The sequence below is a fragment of the Aminobacter sp. P9b genome, assembly GCF_045345995.1.
Lineage (GTDB): Bacteria > Pseudomonadota > Alphaproteobacteria > Rhizobiales > Rhizobiaceae > Aminobacter > Aminobacter niigataensis.
The window spans coordinates 1-20000 of record NZ_CP150082.1 but is presented as its reverse complement, the minus strand read 5'-3'; the positions used below and the strand labels follow the sequence as shown (position 1 = coordinate 20000).

Here is a 20000-nt window from a genome sequence, read left to right as displayed (position 1 = left end):
ATGCGATCAATCGTCCTTGAGTAAGGCGGGACACGTGAAATCCTGTCTGAACATGGGGAGACCACTCTCCAAGCCTAAGTACTCGTGCATGACCGATAGCGAACTAGTACCGTGAGGGAAAGGTGAAAAGCACCCCGACAAGGGGAGTGAAAGAGTACCTGAAACCGGTTGCCTACAAACAGATGGAGCCTGAAATGGTGACATCGTACCTTTTGTATAATGGGTCAGCGACTTAGTGTGTCGAGCAAGCTTAAGCCGGTAGGTGTAGGCGCAGCGAAAGCGAGTCTGAACAGGGCGTTCAGTTCGACGCATTAGACCCGAAACCGAGTGATCTAGCCATGAGCAGGTTGAAGGTAAGGTAACACTTACTGGAGGACCGAACCCATAACTGTTGCAATAGTTCGGGATGACTTGTGGCTAGGGGTGAAAGGCCAATCAAACTCGGAAATAGCTGGTTCTCCGCGAAATCTATTTAGGTAGAGCGTCGACCGAATACCCCAGGGGGTAGAGCACTGGATGGGCTAGGGGTCCTCACCGGATTACCAAACCTAACCAAACTCCGAATACCTGGGAGTACTAGTCGGCAGACACACGGCGGGTGCTAACGTCCGTCGTGAAAAGGGAAACAACCCTGACCTACAGCTAAGGTCCCCAAGTTATGGCTAAGTGGGAAAGGATGTGAGGATCCCAAAACAACCAGGATGTTGGCTTAGAAGCAGCCATCATTTAAAGAAAGCGTAACAGCTCACTGGTCTAAATAAGGGTCTTTGCGCCGAAAATGTACCGGGGCTAAAGCCATACACCGAAGCTTAGGGTTTGCAGCTTGCTGCAAGCGGTAGCGGAGCGTTCTGTAAGCTGACGAAGCCGTACCTGTGAGGGGCGGTGGAGGTATCAGAAGTGCGAATGCTGACATGAGTAACGTAAGGGGTGTGAGAGACACCCCCGCCGAAAGTCCAAGGGTTCCTGCTTAAAGCTAATCTGAGCAGGGTTAGCCGGCCCCTAAGTCGAGGCGGAAACGCGTAGACGATGGGAACCACGTTAATATTCGTGGGCCTGGAGGTAGTGACGGATCGCACAAGTTGTCGGGTCTTATTGGATTGATCCCGGCAGCGGAGCGGTTCCAGGAAATAGCTCCTCCATTATAGACCGTACCCGAAACCGACACTGGTGGACTGGTAGAGTATACCAAGGCGCTTGAGAGAACTATGCTGAAGGAACTCGGCAAATTGCACGCGTAACTTCGGAAGAAGCGTGACCCTTTCATGCGCAAGCATGTGGAGGGTGGCACAGACCAGGGGGTAGCGACTGTTTATCAAAAACACAGGGCTCTGCGAAGTCGCAAGACGACGTATAGGGTCTGACGCCTGCCCGGTGCTGGAAGGTTAAGAGGAGAGGTGCAAGCTTTGAATCGAAGCCCCAGTAAACGGCGGCCGTAACTATAACGGTCCTAAGGTAGCGAAATTCCTTGTCGGGTAAGTTCCGACCTGCACGAATGGCGTAACGACTTCCCCGCTGTCTCCAGCATAGACTCAGTGAAATTGAATTCCCCGTGAAGATGCGGGGTTCCTGCGGTTAGACGGAAAGACCCCGTGCACCTTTACTATAGCTTTACATTGGCATTCGTAGTGGCATGTGTAGGATAGGTGGTAGGCTTTGAAGCCAGGGCGCCAGCCTTGGTGGAGCCACCCTTGAAATACCACCCTTATCTCTATGGATGTCTAACCGCGGCCCGTTATCCGGGTCCGGGACAATGTATGGTGGGTAGTTTGACTGGGGCGGTCGCCTCCTAAAGAGTAACGGAGGCGCGCGATGGTGGGCTCAGACCGGTCGGAAATCGGTCGTCGAGTGCAATGGCATAAGCCCGCCTGACTGCGAGACTGACAAGTCGAGCAGAGACGAAAGTCGGTCATAGTGATCCGGTGGTCCCGTGTGGAAGGGCCATCGCTCAACGGATAAAAGGTACGCCGGGGATAACAGGCTGATGACCCCCAAGAGTCCATATCGACGGGGTTGTTTGGCACCTCGATGTCGACTCATCGCATCCTGGGGCTGGAGCAGGTCCCAAGGGTATGGCTGTTCGCCATTTAAAGCGGTACGTGAGTTGGGTTCAGAACGTCGTGAGACAGTTCGGTCCCTATCTGCCGTGGGTGTAGGAATATTGAAAGGATCTGTCCCTAGTACGAGAGGACCGGGATGGACGGATCTCTGGTGGACCTGTTGTGGCGCCAGCCGCATAGCAGGGTAGCTATATCCGGACGGGATAACCGCTGAAGGCATCTAAGCGGGAAACCCACCTTAAAACGAGTATTCCCTGAGAACCGTGGAAGACGACCACGTTGATAGGCCGGGTGTGGAAGTGCGGCAACGCATGAAGCTTACCGGTACTAATAGTTCGATAGGCTTGATCGTTCTCATTCCTAATGCTCATCGCTGCCGAAAGGCAGGATGAAAAGGCACACAAAGACCAGCGAACAGCCCGAGAGGCACCCGACAGTTCCGCTGTCGACGCCTCTTGACGCTCCTTCGCTCAAAAAGCTTCTCGAACAACGTGCGTTTTGCCGACCTGGTGGTTATGGCGGAGCGGCTGCACCCGATCCCATTCCGAACTCGGCCGTGAAACGCTCCAGCGCTGATGGTACTTCGTCTCAAGACGCGGGAGAGTAAGTCGCTGCCAGGTCTGCCAAACGCACGTTAAATCCACGCATCGCAACGCGATGTTGCAATCTTCTCGATACAAACCAAGGCCCGCCAACGGGTAGACGGGCCGCGCAAGCGGCCCTTTCCATTGGCAGCAGCCTGAAATCCTCGCAATCAGGTGGGCAAATGCCTACATGAAGCAAGGAATCGCCGGAATATCCGCAAGCACAGCTTGCGAAAATGGTGGCGCGGGGTGGAGCAGCCCGGTAGCTCGTCAGGCTCATAACCTGAAGGTCACAGGTTCAAATCCTGTCCCCGCAACCATTGATAACGACACTCCCGTGAGCCTTGCTCCGGGAGTGTTTTTGTTTGCAGACCCAACAGCCTGCCGCTCGGTCCAGTTCAGGATCGTGCCCAGTTCTCCGTACAGCGTAGCTTCGATCTCGCCGCGTTTCGCGCCGGGTGTCAGAACAATCTTCTCGATCAACGACCGCAGCGCTGTTGCGGCCTGTGGCCGGTCGTCCGGATAGTTGAGCGCCTCGGTCAGATGCGCCACCTTCCGCGCATAGAGGGACGATATGCTCGGCAGCAGGTCCGGCTTGTCGTGGGGAGCGGCGGCAAGCTGGTTCGTGAGATCGGCCTTGCGCATCTCGAGCGCGTCCATCTCAGCCTTCATGCTCACCTGAAACATGCCGGCCTTGATCGCCTCGATGATGCTGCGGATCTGCTTCTCGACCTTCACCAGTTCTGCGTTCCAGCCATCGGCATTGGCGCGGCGCTCGCGGTTGAGACGGTTCGTCTCCTCGGCGTAGGCTCTCATCGCAACCGCGGCTGCCTCCGGCGCCATCATCCTGTTCTTCAGGCCGGCTAGCACCCGCTGTTCCAGTTCGCTCCGCGCTATGGTGCGCTTGTTCGGGCATGAGCCATTGCTGGTGTGGCTGGAGCAGGCGAAGCGGTCGACGCTGCGCAAGGAATATGGCCCCTCGCAGCACCCGCAAAAGACAAGTCCCGACAGCAGCGACTTTGGCCGACGGGCGCTGGTTAGCCGGTTGCGCATGTGGTGAGCGCGGACAGCCGTGGTCAGGTTGACGGACCTGTCGGCGAGCTCGCTCTGGCGCGCCTTGACCGCTTGCCAGAGTTCGTCGCCCACGATGCGCAACTCCGGCACGTCGGTGACGATCCATTCGCTCTCCGGATTGAGGCGGGAGACGCGCTTGCCGGTTGCGGGATCCTTCACATAGCGCTGGCGGTTCCAAACCAGTCGACCGACATAGAGTTCGTTGTTGATGATGCCTGTGCCGCGCCTGACGTGACCGCGGATCGTGGTGTCGTTCCACAGCTTGCCGGCAGGCCCTGATATACCCTGGTCGTTGAGGTTCTTGGCGATCGCGCGCGGACTAATGCCTGTGGCAAACTCCCGGAAGATGCGGCGCACAACCTCTGCCTGAGCAGTGTCGATCTCGCGGTCACCCTTAACCTGTTCGCCGCGCTCGCCAAGGCGCCTGACGACACGATAGCCGTAACACAGCCCGCCGCCGGACTTGCCGAGTTCGACGCGGCCGCGCAATCCGCGCCGGGTCCTCATGGCGAGATCGCCGAGAAACAAGGCGTTCATCGTGCCCTTGAGGCCGATATGCAGTTCGGAGATCGCGCCCTCTGCGAGAGTGACGATCGGCACGCCGGCGAACTTCAAATGTTTGTAGAGTGTTGCGATGTCGGCCTGGTCGCGCGAAATGCGGTCGAGGGCCTCGGCCAGCACCAGTTGGAACAACCCGCATTGGGCGTCGCGGACCAGTTTCTGGATGCCGGGCCTCAGGATCTGGCTTGCTCCGGAAATGCCGGCATCCTGGTAGGTGCCGGCGATCTCCCAGTCTTCGCGCGCCGCATGTTCGCGGCAGAGCCGGAACTGGTCCTCGATCGAGGCTGCCCGCTGCTGGTCGGAAGAGTAGCGGGCATAAAGTGCTACGCGCATGGTCATGAACAATGCTCTCGGTCTAGCTGGTGTCGGAATTGCCGTCGCCGGCTCTTTCGCCCGGTGGTTCTGCCTTGGTTGCGTGAGAGTTGGGGATGTCTTTGGCGTCCGTTGCGTTTGCGAAGCGCTCGCGTGCCATGCCCCGCCCGATCAGCCAGGCGAGAGCCAGGATCGCCGGATGGGTTTTGGACCTGTCGGTGCTCGCAGAGTGCCGCGCGTCGGCGGTCGTCACGTTTTCTTCTGCCATAGGCTTCCTCGCTTCGTGGTGTCGAAGCGAAGATGAAGCTGCCAGATATGCCGGCCGGGAAGAGGGAAAATGCGGTCGTAGCAACGTGGCGCGCAATGACCTGCGTTCGGCGCCCTCTCCTATGCGGAGGGAGGATGCCGACTGCCGCGACGCTGGAAACGCCGGTCAAGGCCTTGGCGCCAACCCGCCGTGACCTTGACCGGCTCCGCCGTGAAGCCACATGCAGTGAAGCCACCCGGCGAATTGTCCGGTAGGGCAGGCGAGAGACAAGCCTCACCGTCTACCCGCCGGGGAAAAAAGCATGCGGTGTCAGCTGGCGCCCGATCCGCATCAGGTCCTCGCGCGCCGAGCGGATTTGTGGCCAGGGAAAGGCCGAACGATCTTCCCAGTCAGCGCCGTTGCGCAACACCGCATCGAGCTTGCCCACAACGCCTGAAAGCGAGACGGCGGGCGTCCCGGAAAGCGCCTCCAGCAGCGCCGCGACCCTTGCAAAGCCTGCCTGCTCGGCCCTCAATCCCTCGAAATAGCCGATCTCCGTCGCAACCACCTCGAAATGCGCTTGTCGCGCGTCGAGTTCAGCTTCGGCCCTGGCGCGGATCTCCCCCATGTCCGTTCTCTCGCCGATAATCCGGTCCACCGCCGCCATCGAGCAAACGACGGTCTCCTCGCCGTCAGGGCTGCTCACAACCGTCCACAGCCCATCCACTCGCTCGGCAACTGCTGCCTCGAGTTCCTGCAGCCGGTCACAGCGCCACATAGCTTGCTCATATGCAGCATTCCAATCGCGCCACACCGCCACCGCTGGGTCTGGCGTTGGAGCCGGCACAACGTCTGTCGCCGCTGTCGCCCGGGCCAGCGCATTCCCGCCAAAAGTCCACCCACCGCTGACGACAAACAACCCGCCAAGCGCCAGCCGCCGCGTGACGCACCCCAAACTCATGCTATGGTCGGAATCAGCCATGGTCCGAGCTCCCAACAGCTTAGGTTGTGGTTAGGTCGCTAACGGCGGTTGAACACCCTTGGCGGCCGCTAAGGTATTAAATCGGATCAGGGTTACGATAATGGCAATTGGCCGGAAGATCAACACAAATCGTATCTGCGTTACGAAATGAATGCAATTCAATGCAAAATGGCGCGCGTCGCGCTGGGGTGGGGAACGCGAGACCTTGCTCGAAACGCGGAGGTATCGCCTGATACGATCGCCCGTCTTGAACGGGGCGAGCAGCTAAAGAGTTCGACGATCGACGCAATTCGGCTAGCGTTCGAGACCGCCGGCATCGAATTCATTCCGGCAAATGGTGGCGGCCCAGGCGTAAGGCTGGCTCGAAACTCAGAACCAAAAGGCACCTAAATCCCCGGGAGGGATGGTTCCTACTACAAATGCTGCTCCGCGCCGACACGGAAACCAATTTTCTCACTTCCTGTGATTCGCAGTGATGAGCAGCAAATAAATGACTCTGCCCCCGGAAGGCAGAGGTCGCAGGGATCGAATCCTGTCGGGTGCGCCATTTCTTTTTCACCCCTAAGGACTGGTTAAGATATTGAACAGCAAAGACAAATTTGCCGTTCTAGCCCTCCTTTGCACTTTTAACGCAGTCGATCGGCAAACGTGAGGTTCAGGACTGTTCGGCGGTCCTCTAAGCGACCCGATCGCCAGGGATTCCAAGGGTTTGCGAGGAAGTCGAGCGCCGTTCTAAGTCACAAAGCGTCTGGCAGGCTGCACGCATCTGGCTAGTTTGGCGTTCATCAGAAGCTTCAGTTCTTCGAGCCTGCGAATTCGGTCTTCGAGCAAATCGGTAGAGAAACTGCGTGATTTGCGTATCGACCCCCTGAGCCTCCAGCTTAAGCGCTGTCACTTGCGCCTCGGCTGGGTTCCATAGATCGCGAAACACTTTGCGCGACCTGGAAAAGTGACGGGGTCGGGCGTACGCTGCGGAGCAATTCTGCGAACTGCCCTTCGATCAGCTCTCGTCGGATCGACTTCCCGTAGCTCTCACAGCCCCGCTTAGGGCACAAGTAATAGGGATAGCGAGCGTAGCTCCTTTGACCAGCACGAGGTGAGCGGCGTCGCGCAATCTGCGCCATAAGCCTCTATCTTGGCAACGGAGACGCTGCGCTCTGCCATTGCATCCCTCTGGCCTGCGGCGCTCGCCTCAACCCCGCACGCTTCGCTGGGAGTTTCGGCTCGCACCGCTTCACCGTTTGGCCGGTGAACCAACAAATCAAAGGAGCCTTCGAGCTCCCGCCGACACCCCCATGACCAAGGCGCTTTCACGCGCCTCTGGACACCAAACGACCAGGCGTATGCCCCGTGGACCCCCAGCAAGGATCCCCCTTGGAGAGGAGCAAAGGGCGTTCCGACCCTTATGCAATTCTGACTCTGCTAGAGAGGCCAACCTAACGCCGGTTGGATGGCGTCAGTGATGCCGTCGCGGGATCGTACGCAAATCCGACTATCGAGCCGTCTTTGATCTTCTCGACTGCTTCATCAATCACCTGTAGCGGCACCAAGAACCATTCACGCGGCTTCACCGGTTGGCCGAAGCGGTCGTGAATGGTCAGATCGAGCTGCACCGCCCCGAACAAGCGATGGAAGATCTTCTCCAGCCGCGACCGGTTGATGTTGAATAGCTTGTACGTGGCGACAACCTCAACATCCGCGAGCAGGTAAGTGGCGTCCTTCGCCGCTTGGCTTATACGCGCATCAACGGAGCCACCTGTGACGCCAATCTTGTGGATCAGGTCACGGTGAGCAGCCACGTCCGGATGATCCGACTTGCTGCGGAGGACGTAGATCGTTCCGCTTTTGAGATCGTCACCTTCGGCTTCGTTCCCGAACAGCGGTCCCGCCGAAGGGTCGGTAATCCTTCGTCCGGCTTCGTCCTTATGCAGGGCGCGCTGGAGCGAGCGCATCAGCATGTTGCTCTCGGTGCCGTTCTCGAAGACCACCCGAAGGCGCGCATCGGTGCGGCCCTGTGCGTTCGAGAACATCTCTCCCATTTCGGCAACATAGGCCTTCTGGCCGCCTACGATGAACCAGCTTCCAGTCCTGATTTCGGACTTTAGCTCGAACTCGCGGGTCTGCCGTGCCCCGGTTTCGATGTCGTTCTGGGCACTCTCGAAGAGCGGTTTGAACTTCGCGAAGTCGAGGCACGGGGTGCGATTGGCGATCTCCTCAGCGGCGCGGCGCTCTTCGCGTGAGGTGACGTGTCTGAGCACCGTAATGTCGTCCGGCGCTTCCGCCGCGATACCCAGTTCGGCGAGAAGCGCTTCGTCATCGAGCGCATCGAAATCCGCCCCTGCCGGTACGGATGGCTCGCCCAATAAGCCAAACTTGTCGAGCGGGGCTAAAAGCTCTCGCGCATCCGGCAAAGCGCGAAGGCGATCAAGGCGGACGGCATAGAGGCGTTCGAATATGTCGCGCTCTTCGCCATGCTGCGGCGTGCTTCCATGCTCTTCGCGGAACTTCAGTATGTCCTCGAAGCCAGCGATAATCCGCTCTTCGCGCGGAGTGCGTCCGCTGACCTTCTTCGCTTCAACACTTACGCCCAGTTCGGCCAGCAGTTCGTCATCAGACAGATCAACCATTGGCGGCCTGCTGCTGCGCGCGGTATCGGGCGAGGGCGGTTACGCCCTCGGCAAGTCGCTTCTCCCAAGCGTCTTGCGAGGTGATGTCGGGGACGCGTCCACGCTCTTGCTTAAACCTGACGGCGCGAAGAGCCAGTTCGCGCGCTTCCTCGTAAGGAATGCTCACACGCTTGGCGGCGATCGTCGCGGCGACCTGCTTGAGCATCTTCTCGTCCATGGCTTTCGCAAGCACGGCATAGGCCGCATCGAACGGGTTGATCCGGTCGATCAAGTCAATATCCAGATCGCGCACATCCATCGCGATCAGGCGCACACCATCTATCAGCGCGGTGTTCGACCTTGACTCACCATCGCTCTCCCCACCACTGGCGAGTTGCTTGGCCTTTTGAGTCATGTTTAGCGCAGCGATGGCGTGTTGCCTTATCGCTTCCTGATCGGTCTCGCTTAACTCCGGATAGCGGTCGCGAACGATCTTACCCATGCGGAGCTGGGTCAGCTCCTCGGGCAAGGTATTTTCGCGGTCAAAGAGACCGCGCTCAAGCGCCGATTTGTCCTGCACGAATGCTGTGATGACCTCGTTCAAGTCTTCCGTGCAGATGCGGGTCGCCTCGGGCGTTTCAGGCGTCACAAGCCCCTTGATCTCGAAATGGAATAGACCCCGCTCTTCGTTGAAGCCGACATTCGTTTTGCCTTCGGCATACCCGTCAGGCCCGTAGTCGAAGCCTTCCTTCTTTCCGGCGCCCTTCGGCGTGAACTCGAAGCGAGGGGCTAGAACCTGCTCCATCAGCAAGCTCGCCGCGATCGCTTTCAGCGTGTCGTTGATGGCATCGACCACGAGCGCTTCCGCAGCGTCCGGTTCGGCAATGAGGTTGGTGAACCGCGAACGTTCCTTGCCAGGCGCATCGCGCGTGGCGCGGCCGATGATTTGGATGATCTCGGTCAAGCTGCTGCGGTACCCCACGGTGAGGGCGTGCTCGCACCAAATCCAGTCAAAGCCTTCCTTTGCCATCCCAAGGGCAATGATGATGTCTACGTGGTCGCGATTGTTCCGCTGCGCGGGGTCTTTCAACGCCGACAGGACTTTGGACCGTTTGGCGCTGTCGCCGTCATCGACCAGATCGGCGACCTTCACTATACGTCCGCCCTCCACCTCAATTAGGTGAAAACCTGTCGCGGGATCGACGCCCTTCCATTCCCCGAGGGCATCCATGACCTCCTCGACTTCCTTGTGCTTGTCCTTCGTGCTTTCACGGGAATTGACGCTGGGGATGTGAACGATCGTCTTCAGGGCCGGATCGAGCACCCTCATGATCGCGTCGAGGTATGGGCCCGTGTAGAAGAAATAACCGATATCAAGCGACTTCAGATGCTCGTAGCCATTAAGCTGCTCGTAATAGGTGTAGGTGACGGTATCGAACTTGGCTTCGTCCTGTGGGACGAGTACGGCCTCAGCGTCTCCCCGAAAGTACGATCCGGTCATCGCGACCAAATGCACCTTGTCGCGCGTGATGAACTGCCCGAGTTGCGCCCCAAGGCGATTGTCGGGATTGCTGCTGACGTGGTGGAATTCATCGACGGCGATCAGGCGATCGTCGAAGGCCTCGACGCCAAGTTCGTCTACCGCGAAACGGAACGTCGCATGGGTGCAAACCAGCACCTTGTCGTCGCTGGCGAGGAATTCGCCCACAGCTTTGACCTTTGATTTCGCGACCTTCGGCTCGTCAATGCCGGGGGCGTTGCAGAGATTCCATTGGGGCTTCACGGTCCAGTCGGCCCAGAAGCCTCCCTTCGTGAGTGGCTCGTCGGCGAAGCTGCCGCCGATCGAGCGTTCCGGCACAACGATGATGGCTTGTTTGAGGCCCTGATTGTGGAGCTTGTCGAGCGCGATGAACATGAGCGCGCGGGATTTTCCCGACGCCGGCGGCGACTTAATGAGCAAGTATTGCTCGCCGCGACGCGCGTAGGCGCGCTCCTGCATCACGCGCATGCCCATTGAATTGGGCTTGGTCGATGCGCCCGTTCTCGCCGTGGTGATCGAAACAGAAGGGATCGTTCGTTTGTTCGTTGGATTGTCAGCCGTCATGCCGCACTCTTCGCTTTCCTCTTTGTTTGCGGCTGCCCCGCCGTCATTTTTGTGTAGAGATCGAATAGCTTCTCCAGTCTCTCGGTATCATTCTTGAACCGGCGACCAACGTAGATGCGCTCCAGAACCTCGTCGTTTTCCTCGTGCGCGCGGCGTAGGTCGTCCGGCATCTCATCGGGATTGTAGAGGTCGGCGATCGTCGAGGGGAAATGGGCTTCGCGCGCGAGAAGGATGTTCCCGGCGCAGCGGGTGAGATCGGTTCGATTTTTTTCGGTCAGAGGCGGGACAGGAAAAGTGTTCCAAACCAACGATGGAGAGTAGCGTAAACGGTTTTCAAGCTTGCCTCCGACAACACGGAGCCAGAGCATATGAAGACTGCTGCTTATGATGCTGAAATCCCAAGGTTCAGGATTATCTATACTTTGTGATGGGGCAATAACCAATTCATCAGGCCTTAGATATCCCGCCGCAAAGTAAGGTCGTCGTTCTGATGATATCTGAGGAACAACAAGCTTGAGCACATCTGCATGACGGTCTTCAGCGAAGTGTTCTGGTATACGTGCTAGTTTCGCGGTAGCCTCGCGAGGGCTTGATAATCGATAGGCTCTAACCGACTCGATAATGGTCTCGAGCTTTGACCTCTGTATGTCGTTGAGACGCGCGCTCTGTGGAACATGTAATACGTAGCGTGTAAGTGAATTGATGAATTCAGTCCCGCCGTATGCTTTCTTGAACAATGTCCTTAAATCGTTGTCCGACGAAAAACGGTTATCGTACTCGTCTTTTTCAAAACTGAAATAGCCATTGTCATTTGACATGCTCCCGAAAGCCATTCTTGAGATCGCAGATAGAGGTGTGCTCCGCTTTTCTACGACGATATTTGGCATGGCAATAAGATACGGGCCTATAGAGTCAACAGTTCTGGCCGTAGAATCATCATAAATTAAGCGCGTGTGGATCTCCTCCGGGTGTTGAAATCCAGCAATACAGCACATGACGCCCGCATTATTGGAGGCATTGTTTGACCACTTAAAACCTTGGTGGCACCATCCGATCTCAACATTAAATGCATTCATCAAGCCTAAGGTGATGGACGCCTGCTCGCCTTCGAAGAGACTAGTGGTGCTCACAAAGGCAAAACCCGAGTGCCTATCTTCCGCTACGTATTGAGCACCCAAAGCAAGCCATCCACCAACGTAATCGACATTTCCAAACTTAGATATGTGGGCCGCGAGGACGTGCTTTAGGTCGCTCTTCTGAGAGTTTGTTTGATATTTGGTGCCTACGTAGGGCGGGTTTCCACAGATATACGTTTCTAGCGGAGAATTTTCTTCGCCGTTAGCCTCAAGTTGCAGCCGGCCAGTTGGACCTCCGAGGTCATGCTCCTCCACGAGGGTTCTCGACGGTAGCTGGCAAACGTCCGGCCAACTCTCACGCAGTGCGTTCCCCACGCGGATTTGTCCCGTTCGGTGGAGTGGGAGCACCATCATGCGTGCTTCCTGTTGGCTGATGTAGCCGCAGTCAGCTTGGAACTCGGCGATAAGCAGGGCTAGGCGGGCGATCTCGGCGGCGAAGCTTTTGATCTCGATGCCGTAGAAATTTGAAAGCGGGATTTGGCTGCGCGGTTTGTCATCTGTTCGCTTGACGATTTCATGTTCGATCGCGCGCATTTCTTTATAGGCGATCACGAGGAAATTCCCCGAGCCACAGGCGGGGTCGAAAACGCGAATCGTGGACAGTCGCTTGCGAAGGTTACGTAGCTTGCGGACGTTATCGCCCGCCGACTCCAGCTGCTCGCGTAGGTCGTCGAGGAAGAGTGGGTTCAGCACCTTCAGGATGTTCGGCACGCTCGTGTAGTGCATTCCCAATTCGCCGCGCTCTTCGTCGTCGGCGACGGCCTGGATCATTGAACCGAAAATGTCCGGATTTATCTGCTGCCAATCCAACTCGCCAGCGCGGAGTAGGTATGAGCGTGCGATCCGGCTGAAGCGGGGGCAGTCGGTCGCGCCGGTGAACAGCCCGCCATTCACATATGGGAAGGCATCCGCCCAGTTGCGAAGTTTGGCGGTGGCCCGATCCTCCGGCTTCGTATCCATGGCGCGGAACAGCTCCTTCAGCACCTCGTGGGTATTGCCGGACTGACCGTCGCTCATTTTGTCGATCGTTCGCGTGAACTGATGGTCACGGAAAATTCCCGTGTCCTCGGCGAAGAAGCAAAAAATCAACCGCGCCATGAACTGGTTTAGCTCTGGGCGCTTCTCCTCCGTTCCCCACTCGGGGTTATCCCGCAGCAGCTCTACATAGAGCTTGTTCAGACGACCTGTCGCCTTCACGTCGATCGGGTTGTTCTTGATTTCCTTGACGGTGGAGATGCCTGCGAGCGGTAGGAAAAACCCAAAGTGCTCGGCGAATTCCGGGTAAGCGCAGGCGATCACCTCGCCACTAGTTAGGTCTTCTGCCTCTAGCGTCACGCCATCGGTCGCGAGAATGAACTTCGCTTTAGCCGAACCTGTCTTGGGGCTTTGGCGTAGGCTGACTAGCGTCGCGCCGACCGCGCCCTCGCCGCAAACAGCGATATGGATGTTGCTTCTCTGGAGGAGGCCGCCCGCGATGTCGGACGCGTTCGATTGTCCCGAGCGCAGCCGCTTGATTGTGGTCTCTTTGTTGCCAAACGCCGCAAGGAACGCGAACGGGAACTCGACCGGGTCAAAAGGTTGTCCGGCCAGCTCATCGGCAGCTTCTTCGATCTCAACGGCGTTCATATACTAGGCACTCGCTTTACTGGCCGAATAATTCAAGGAAGTCGCTTTGACGCACAGGACATTCTATCCACAGCATTGCTGGCTTTCTATATGACAGAGTGTCATCGAGTTTTTCATATTCCGGCAATGAAGACCGGGCGGAACGGCCAAGGGGCATCCGGTTACTCACCAAGGAGAACCGTGAAGAAGGCCTGATTTCGCTTTTTCGCGTTCTCGATAAGCGTGTCGTAGCCAATGGCCTGTATGAAAATCTCTTCGTTGTCTCTGAAGCGATAGAAAATTTTCGGGTTCTGACCGTTCTTGAAGTCATGGTCCTTCAGCACTCGGACCAGTGATGGCTTGTGATCCGCGACGATGTAGCCGAACCGCCGTATGACGCCGGTGAACGACATATGCGTGCCGTCCGTCTTCGTGATCCCCCCAGCGCGCACGGCAAGTTCGAGTGTGTCAATCACTTGTTTCACAGGGTCGGTTTTAGGGTTCCCGAACGCATAGTCGTCGCGACTTGGCTTCTTAAACTCGACGATCGTAATCGTCGTGCCGTCGTTGTCGCCGAGCACAAGACTGTCGTCGAAAAAGGCGAGATCGGGAACTTTGTCGCCCTTCCTGCGTCCGGCTCCCTTCGCGGTCCTATCGCTAGTTGCGTAGGGAAGGAAGGCGAGCGCGTCGTCAATCAGCCAAAGATTGTGCTCAAAATATTCCAGTTCGGCTGTATCTGAAAAACGCCTGAAGATGAGGTCATGGATGACGTCCTCGGGCGCGTGCTTCGTTGTCCCCGCCGCGTATTTCCGCGCCGCCTCGACCATCTCAATGACCCGCTTGCGGTGGATCACGTATTCGGCAAGAGCCTCCTTGTTGGCCTGATCGATCTTGGAGACGATGTCCTTGATCGTATCGACGTAATTTTCCTCATTGGCGGCAGCAAGTGTGATGGCCTTGGTCAGCTCCTTGGACGCGCGAAAACGCTCAATCGCCAAGTCGGATACAAACTGCTGTGCGGTCCAGTTGTTCGGCTTGCTCACAACATAGTCGGAGACCGTCTTGCCCTTCAGGCCGATCCGAAGGATCGGATTCTCACGCAGGGCATCCGTAAGATCGGCAGACTGTTCGGCCTTGATTTTCGCGATCTGCGACGATTCACCCTTACCGATGGCATCACTGACGGCGGAAACGATACGTTCCACGGCTTTAGGGGGAAGGTTCATTCCCGTTCGAGAGTCGTTCAGCCGGGTCTCAAACGCTTCGCCCCGCACGACGCCGATAACGATGTAGTTTTCGTTCTTCTCGTCCGTAAAATGCGGACTCCCCAACAAGCTCGTCAGGTCTTTTGGGCTTCCGACAATGCGGTCAGCCGCCGCAAACAAGAGGCAGTGGTTTTTGAAGGATCGCGTCTTCTGAATTTTGGTGAGGCTGTAATCCAGCGTCTCCAGCTTACCCTCGATGTCCACGGTGATCTGCCCGGTAGCGCTCTCCACGAACACGTTCTTAAACCGTGACGTAATGTTCTCGGCGTCCCCATCGTCGATCTTGATCGTAATCTCCGGGAGCGAGCCGTATAGAAATTGGGGAAGGAAGTGGCTCGCGATGTGATCGGCCACGTCGCTTTGGTTCAAGCCACGGATCAGCTCGTGCCATGGCGTCAGCGGCGAGTCGTACTCCACCCGCATGCCGACATGTTTGAAGTCGGGGTCGCCGTCGAAAAATATCAACTCTTCCTTTTGAGCGATGTCGAAACGAAAAGTCCGCGTCGAGGGCGTACCCAAAAGCTCGTATCGCGTTGAATACAGAATCCGCGAGAAGACCTTGAACGCGATAAAGCGTCCGAAGCCGCGTCCGCGTGTTTTTAGTTTGTAGCCGGAGAACGGCGTTTTGAAGGAGCGGTAGTTGTCGTCGTTGAGACCGATCCCGTTGTCAGTGATCGAGACGTGAATCTTGCTCGGATCATTCGCGCTAGAAATGACGATTTCGACCTTACCGTCCACGCTCGCCCTATCGTCAAACCGAGCGACGATGCCATGCATCGCGTTAGACACGGCTTCCAGTACCGGCAGCAAAAAGCCATGCAAGTCGTGTCCCACATGGGTGCGGGATAGGACCGCCTCCATGTCAGGTTTTACGAGCGTGTCTGTAGTGCTATCGGCCATGGCCCGCTAAGCAATTGAATTGTTACGTTATTGTATAGGCTTGGCAGTCTGCCTCAACTCACTCCCCTCCCGCAAGGCACAGCTCGCGCGCCACCCGGGGTTGTCCACCCCTCATGCTCGAACCGCGAGAACGTCCCCAATGCGCGTGGTATAGCTCGGTGACAGGTTCCGGCGACGCATTGGCCAGGCCTTTTTGCTGGTCATTCCTCCCGGCCGCAGCGTTTCACGACAGAAACGGCCGTTGATTGAGTCCGGCCACCATCAGCGCTTCGACCCAACCATGTCTTCGACCGGGAGTTGCGTCGGCGCGTAGAGGTCGAGACGGAGGGTCCGTTCTATTGGGTTGGCGTCAAGCTCGACTCGACCATCGGTGAGGAAGCGCGTCAGTCCGAGTCCAGCGCGACAGCGCATAGCGGACCGCTTCTGCAAGCGTGCTGCCGTCCGAAGATGTGCTGGAGCTGCGCTTCCAGCCAGACGTGGGACGGCGACAACGGGTTTCGATCGCCGCAGCCGCGCCGCAAGCCCCAGGGCCGGCGACTGACCGCGTACATCCGCCTCGACCGCATAGATTTCACCGATCCGGCGCAGCGCCTCAGTTGCCACGGGCGATCCGGTCGCTTCGACCACGTCATAGAACTTGCGCCTGGTATGCGCCCAGCAGGCGGCAAGAACGATTTCGCCACTGGCAGCGAGCTGTTCAAAGCCGGCATAACCATCGACATGCAGCACGCCCTTGAAGTGCTGAAGATGCGATACCAGGCGCTCGGCCTTTCGGTCCGGCGCAAACAGATAGACTGCTGCCGGCGGCTCGGGTCCGGCCAAGGGTCGTTGCTCGCGGGCATAGACCCACAACCGTCCCGCCTTGGTCCGCCCACGGCCCGGATCGAGCACCGGCAACCGGTGTCTCGTCGGCGAACAGATGGTTGGAGGCGAACACGTTCTTTACCAGCCGCTCGTGCAGAGCTTCCAGCCACCAGCATGCGCCGCCGACCCATCCAGCCAGCGTCGAGCGCGCCAGATCGACACCATGCCGGGCACGATTCCCGGTAGAGCGGCGTGTGATCGCAATATCTGGAGACCAGCACCTGCGCCAGAAGCGCTGGCGTTGCCAATCCGCCGGCGATCAAGCGCTCCGGCGCAGCCACTTGCGCTACGGTCTCGCAGACACGGCAAGCGTATTTGGGGCGCGTGACGCGGACCACGCGAAGCTGTGCCGGCACCCAGTCGAGCATCTCGCTGACGCTCTCGCCGATCGCATGAAGTGCGCCGCCACAGCACACACAATAGGCTTCTTCGATGTCGAGCCGCACGTCCTCGCGCGGCAGGTGAGCGGGCAGCGGCTTGCGATGGGATGGCCGCTCCAATGGTGGATGTGCGCGCCAACCCGCTCTGACGCCACGCTTCGCATGAATCACCCAGAAGGACTTACGCGACGTGTTCTCGAAATGTCTCAAATTCACCGGAGATCCTCCACGTTGCGAAGGAGCTCCACATGCAGCGATTTTGCACTACGCCAACGAGGTGTCAGGACCGGACGCTTACGGAGCGACGTATGCGTCCGGGGGCTGCACGTGATGTCAGCTCTTGACGGGATTTTGCGCTTTCCACGCCCATGGCAGGAGTTCATCGAGGCTGCTGACGGGATGCCCATCGAGCATGCGCTGCAGTACGTCGGCGAGATAGGAGTAGGGCTCGACATCGTTGAGCTTGGCAGTTTCGGTGAGAGAGCAAACGATCGCCCAGCGGCCGCCGCCGCCATCGCTGCCGGCGAACAGGTGGTTCTTGCGGCCGAGCGCAACGGGACGGATGGCCCGCTCGACCGGGTTGGTATCGAGCTCGACACGACCATCGGTGAGGAAGCGGGTCAGTCCGGTCCAACGCGACAGCGCATAGCGGATCGCTTCTGCAAGCGTGCTGCGTCCGGAGATGTGCTGGAGCTGCACTTCCAGCCAGGTGTGGAAGGCGGCAACAACGGGTTTCGATCGCTGCAGCCGCGCCGCAAGCCTAAGGGCCGGCGACTGTCCGCGCACATCCGCCTCGACGGCATAGATTTCACCGATCCGGCGCAGGGCTTCCGCCGCCACGGGCGATCCGGTCGCTTCGACCACGTCATAGAACTTGCGCCTCGTATGCGCCCAGCAGGCGGCGAGAGCGATATCGCCACGGGCAGCGAGCTGTTCGAAGCCGGCATAACCATCGACATGCAGCACACCTTTGAAGTGCTGAAGATGCGATATCGGGCGCTCGGCCTTTCGGTCCGGCGCAAACAGGTAGACTGCCGCCGGCGGCTCGGGTCCGGCCCAAGTGCGTTGCTCACGGGCATAGACCCACAACCGCCCCGTCTTGGTCCGCCCGCGGCCCGGATCGAGCACCGGCACCGGTGTGTCGTCGGCGAACAGATGGTTGGAGGCGAATATGTTCTTCACCAGCCGCTCGTGCAGGGCTTCCAGCCACCAGCAGGCGCCGCCGACCCATCCAGCCAGCGTCGAGCGTGCCAGATCGACACCATGCCGGGCGAATATCTGCGACTGCCGGTAGAGCGGCGTGTGATCGCAATATTTGGAGACCAGCACCTGCGCCAGAAGCGCCGGCGTTGCCAATCCGCCGGCGATCAACCGCTCCGGCGCAGGCGCTTGCGCTACCGTCTCGCAAGTCCGGCAGGCGTATTTCGGGCGCGTGATGCGGACAACGCGAAGCTGTGCCGGAACCCAGTCGAGCATCTCGCTGACGCTCTCGCCGATCGCATGAAGTGCGCCGCCACAGCACACACAATACGCTTCTTCGATGTCGAGCCGCATGTCCTCGCGCGGCAGATGATCGGGCAGCGGCTTGCGGTGGGATGGCCGCTCCAACGGTGGATGGACGCTCGGTGTGCTCTCCCGGATGCGGGCGATGTCGGCATCGAGGTCTTCCAGCGCGAGCGCCAGTTGGTCGGGATCGAGGCGCTCGGAACGCCGGCCGAACTGCGCCCGCTGAAGCTTCCTGATGATCGATTGGAGGCGTTCGATCTCGCCATCGCGGCTCTCGACGGCAGCTGCCATATCGCGCAGCAGACGCTGCAAAAGTGCTGGATCGGACGGCAGATTGTCGAGGTCGATCAACATGATCGAATCTACCATGAACCGCTCAAAAACCCAAGGATTCCGGTAGTTTCTGCGTCGATCGGAGGACCGTTTTCAGCCGGCCAGCGCCGGTCTCCAGATACGCTCGGGTGCGCGCCAGTCGATGCCCTCGATCAGCATGGCAAGCTGTGCCGGCGTCAATGTGATCGAGCCGTCATAACCTGCCATACGTGGCCACACGAAGCTGCCCTGGTCGAGCCGCTTGGTGAACAGACACAGCCCGTTGCCATCCCAGAACAGGATCTTGAGCAGCGACGCCTTCTTTCCCCGGAAGGCAAACAGATGACCCGAGAACGGGTCCTGCTTCAGCGTTGCCTGGACCAGCATGGCGAGCCCGTCCAGCCCCTTCCGCATGTCGGTGTGCCCCAGCGCCAGATGCACCTTCACGCCCGCCGGAACGATCATCATGATGCAGTCCCTCCGCTGTCGACGAACGCTCGTACGGCAACAGGATCACTGCCCGCAGGTGCAAAGACACGCCGCCCATCCGGCAGTTCGATTGCCATCATCCCGTCAGGGGGCCGCACAAGATTCTGCAGCGCGAGTGCCGCTGCCGCGTCCGTAGCCAGCGTCACAGATGCCAGTTTCGCTTGCTTCTTCTGCGTCACGCCGAATTCCGCGCGCCAACGAAACAGGATGCCGGTCGCGATCCCGTGCCGGCGCGCGACAGCCGAGACCGTTGCACCTGCAGCTTCACTCTCCTGGACGATGGCGAGCTTCTGCGCGTCCGTGAAGAACCGGCGGAAGCGCGTGGCGGGAGTGTCATCTGGACGCGCTGTCAAGCCGTTTTCGGACGTCGCGCCGTTAGTGATATCACTAACGGCCGGGCGGGCGGCGGGATGAAGATGCGCGCGCCAGTCGATCTCAACCTCGCCATCCTCCAAGCGGTCACGCCAACGGCGCAGCGCGTAGGGCGAAAGCTGCAGTGCCGCGGCGTATTCGCGAACGCCCATGCCGCTCCAGTTCATCGCCTCGACATGCATTGCCCAGAACGCCCGGAGCGCACGATTGCGCACATCCGTGCTCACGCCAAAACGTTGGCGTTGACGCCGGCGCGGTCCTTTCTGGCATTGTTTCGGACACGCTTCCTGGCGCAATTGTGCCTGCGATTCCGCATGTTTGCGCGCTGCTTCCTTGCCCATCAGGTGGTCAAGCCAGCGCTCGAACGTACGCCGGTTGAGATGGTGATGGCGGCAATAGGTTGTGCGCGCCAGCCCGCTCTGACGCCACGCTTCGACATGAATCACCCAGAAGGACTTACGCGCCGTGTTCTCGAAATGTCTCAAATTCACCGGAGACCCTCCACGCTACGAAGGAACTCCACATGCTGCGATTTTGCACTACGCCAACGAGGTGTCAGGACCGGACGCTTACGGAGCGACATAGGACGGCGAGATAAAAGCGCATGCCCGAAACGCGTTAAGCCATTGGCATGGCTTGCGTTT

At 58.7% G+C, this 20000-nt stretch carries 13 protein-coding genes, 2 tRNA genes, 2 rRNA genes and 2 pseudogenes (1 of these 19 running past the window's edge); 6 read left to right on the top strand and 13 right to left on the bottom strand.

All coding sequences use genetic code 11. The annotated features are described in order from the left end of the window. From WHT83_RS00095 to WHT83_RS00080, 4 genes are all read left to right on the top strand, one after another. Positions 1–2409, top strand: a 23S ribosomal RNA gene (locus WHT83_RS00095); it begins 405 nt to the left of the window's first position. 153 nt (positions 2410–2562) lie between these two features. Then, positions 2563–2677 (top strand): 5S ribosomal RNA (gene rrf / locus WHT83_RS00090). Positions 2678–2884: 207 nt separating this feature from the next. Beyond that, a tRNA-Met gene (locus tag WHT83_RS00085) sits at positions 2885–2961 on the top strand. 223 nt (positions 2962–3184) lie between these two features. After that, the gene (locus WHT83_RS00080) at positions 3185–3508 is read left to right on the top strand and encodes a hypothetical protein (RefSeq protein WP_406872626.1); all 324 of its coding nucleotides are present in this window, start codon (positions 3185–3187) and stop codon (positions 3506–3508) included. A 48-nt stretch (positions 3509–3556) separates the two neighbouring features. Here WHT83_RS00080 and WHT83_RS00075 read toward each other — a convergent pair. The 3 genes and pseudogenes from WHT83_RS00075 to WHT83_RS00065 form a co-directional block, all read right to left on the bottom strand. Further along, positions 3557–4609 (bottom strand): annotated as a pseudogene (locus WHT83_RS00075) (recombinase family protein); the annotation flags it as partial. A gap of 22 nt (positions 4610–4631) precedes the next feature. Beyond that, the gene (locus WHT83_RS00070; protein ID WP_406872625.1) at positions 4632–4856 is read right to left on the bottom strand and encodes a hypothetical protein; all 225 of its coding nucleotides are present in this window, start codon (positions 4854–4856) and stop codon (positions 4632–4634) included. Between the two features lie 280 nt (positions 4857–5136). After that, positions 5137–5817, bottom strand: coding sequence for a hypothetical protein (locus tag WHT83_RS00065; protein ID WP_406872624.1), 681 nt, complete (start codon positions 5815–5817; stop codon positions 5137–5139). Positions 5818–5964: 147 nt separating this feature from the next. Here WHT83_RS00065 and WHT83_RS00060 point away from each other — a divergent pair, with 147 nt between their 5' ends. Next, positions 5965–6207 (top strand): multiprotein-bridging factor 1 family protein, encoded by a 243-nt coding sequence (locus WHT83_RS00060; protein ID WP_406872623.1) that lies wholly within the window; start codon positions 5965–5967, stop codon positions 6205–6207. Between the two features lie 79 nt (positions 6208–6286). Continuing rightward, positions 6287–6364: transfer RNA gene (locus WHT83_RS00055), tRNA-Pro, on the top strand. A gap of 889 nt (positions 6365–7253) precedes the next feature. On the opposite strand, the gene WHT83_RS00050 is transcribed toward WHT83_RS00055, so the two are convergent. The 10 genes and pseudogenes from WHT83_RS00050 to tnpA form a co-directional block, all read right to left on the bottom strand. Next, a complete protein-coding gene (locus WHT83_RS00050; protein WP_406872622.1) occupies positions 7254–8444 on the bottom strand; it encodes a GIY-YIG nuclease family protein in 1191 nt (396 codons plus the stop codon). Beyond that, positions 8437–10527 carry a DEAD/DEAH box helicase gene (locus WHT83_RS00045; RefSeq protein WP_406872621.1) on the bottom strand — a complete coding sequence of 697 codons (2091 nt, stop codon included), beginning with the start codon at positions 10525–10527 and terminating at the stop codon, positions 8437–8439. Before WHT83_RS00045 ends, WHT83_RS00050 begins: the two co-directional genes overlap by 8 nt. Then, entirely contained in the window at positions 10524–13289 is a 2766-nt protein-coding gene (locus tag WHT83_RS00040) for a class I SAM-dependent DNA methyltransferase (RefSeq protein ID WP_406872620.1), read from the bottom strand. Before WHT83_RS00040 ends, WHT83_RS00045 begins: the two co-directional genes overlap by 4 nt. Before the next feature lie 161 nt (positions 13290–13450). Beyond that, entirely contained in the window at positions 13451–15433 is a 1983-nt protein-coding gene (locus tag WHT83_RS00035; RefSeq protein ID WP_406872619.1) for an ATP-binding protein, read from the bottom strand. A gap of 111 nt (positions 15434–15544) precedes the next feature. Beyond that, positions 15545–15679: a DUF4113 domain-containing protein gene (locus WHT83_RS00030; RefSeq protein ID WP_406874055.1), complete on the bottom strand. Its 135-nt coding sequence runs from the start codon at positions 15677–15679 to the stop codon at positions 15545–15547. Between the two features lie 15 nt (positions 15680–15694). Next, entirely contained in the window at positions 15695–16324 is a 630-nt protein-coding gene (locus WHT83_RS00025) for a transposase (RefSeq protein WP_406874054.1), read from the bottom strand. A gap of 67 nt (positions 16325–16391) precedes the next feature. Then, positions 16392–16436, bottom strand: a pseudogene (locus tag WHT83_RS00020) (hypothetical protein); the annotation flags it as partial. A 574-nt stretch (positions 16437–17010) separates the two neighbouring features. Next, positions 17011–18537, bottom strand: coding sequence for an IS66 family transposase (tnpC, locus tag WHT83_RS00015; protein ID WP_067967026.1), 1527 nt, complete (start codon positions 18535–18537; stop codon positions 17011–17013). Between the two features lie 72 nt (positions 18538–18609). Continuing rightward, positions 18610–18963, bottom strand: a complete 354-nt coding sequence (gene tnpB / locus WHT83_RS00010) for an IS66 family insertion sequence element accessory protein TnpB (RefSeq protein ID WP_067965081.1) — start codon at positions 18961–18963, stop codon at positions 18610–18612. Next, entirely contained in the window at positions 18960–19847 is an 888-nt protein-coding gene (gene tnpA / locus WHT83_RS00005) for an IS66-like element accessory protein TnpA (RefSeq protein WP_067965083.1), read from the bottom strand. The genes tnpB and tnpA overlap by 4 nt, the downstream gene beginning before the upstream one ends. Between the last annotated feature and the right edge of the window lie 153 nt (positions 19848–20000).